Genomic DNA, 768 nt, shown 5'->3' with positions numbered 1-768 from the left:
GCTATTGTTTCTGTTGTGAGTACTTTTATTTCTGCCTATTTTGTTATTAATCGTTTTCATCGTGATGTGCGCTCTTTAAAATTGTATCAATTGCTGCTTCATAGCGAAAATATTGCTCTAGAAGCTCGTGTAAAAGAACGAACACAAGAATTAGAAAGAGCACGCAATCACGCTGAAAAAGAACGCCAACGGGTTGAAATATTATTGCAGGATGCAAGCCATCGCATTGGCAATTCTCTAGGGACGGTGTCTTCTTTACTGGGGCTTCAATTAAGTCGTAGTAAAAATGAAGAAGTTCGTTCTGTGCTTGGGGCTGCACGGGATCGTATTCAGACAATTTCCGCAGCACATCGTCGTTTACGCTTGAGTGATGATATGGAAACGACGCTACTGGCAGAGTTTCTCAGTTCTGTTGTGCATGATGTCGAATTGGCAGTTCCTTTTGAATTGCGTGAAAATATTACCATTCACACGAACTTTAAAGATTGTCGACTGTCTTCAAGAGATGCCACAACCCTTGGAATTATCCTTGGTGAATTGTTGACCAATTCTTTAAAACATGCCTTTCCTGATCAACGAGAAGGGCATATTTATATCTCCTTTGGCCCTGAGCCGAATGGACAATTGATGCTTATTGTCGAAGATGATGGGGTGGGCATGAAAAGCCAAACCCCAGAACAAAAAGCAGGACTTGGTCATGTGGTTGTAGAACAGCTTTGTATGCAATTTGGTGAAAAACCTCTGTTTGAAACTTCTGCTTTAGGAGGC

The 768-nt window shown here is 41.4% G+C and carries 1 protein-coding gene; it reads left to right on the top strand.

What is annotated here, in order from left to right; translation table 11 throughout:
• A partial coding sequence (locus tag CEV08_RS09300; RefSeq protein WP_143434477.1) for a sensor histidine kinase occupies positions 1-768 on the top strand: 768 nt, incomplete at both ends.

It is taken from the genome of Bartonella tribocorum (assembly GCF_002778015.1).
Taxonomy (GTDB): domain Bacteria; phylum Pseudomonadota; class Alphaproteobacteria; order Rhizobiales; family Rhizobiaceae; genus Bartonella; species Bartonella tribocorum_B.
Note: the sequence above shows the minus strand (reverse complement) of the source record. Positions and strands in the feature narration are given on the sequence as shown.